The organism is Bacteriovorax sp. DB6_IX (genome assembly GCF_000447775.1).
Lineage (GTDB): Bacteria > Bdellovibrionota > Bacteriovoracia > Bacteriovoracales > Bacteriovoracaceae > Halobacteriovorax_A.
Window position 1 is genome coordinate 1 of the sequence record NZ_AUNJ01000126.1, and the last position, 219, is coordinate 219.

The 219-nt window shown below is 35.2% G+C and carries 1 protein-coding gene; it reads left to right on the plus strand.

All coding sequences use genetic code 11. From position 1 onward, the window contains the following. Positions 1 to 219: hypothetical protein (locus M901_RS03955; protein ID WP_034720176.1), on the plus strand; the 219-nt coding region annotated here is incomplete at both ends.

The window sequence follows — 219 nt, forward strand, 5'->3', positions numbered from 1 at the left end:
TCTTTGAAGAAAGTGAATCACTCTCTTCACTTGGCTTTACTACAGAAGTAGGACTTGAGAGTAGTCGTTCAATTCCAATGATGATTGTGACAAGTTTTAATCAAGTTAGTGGATCAAATTTCAAGTGGACTTTTGCCAATCTTGGACTGAAACTTTCACACTTTTGGAAGTGGAATCAAAGAACAAATATAGGATTATTTTTACAAGCAGAGAGAAGTC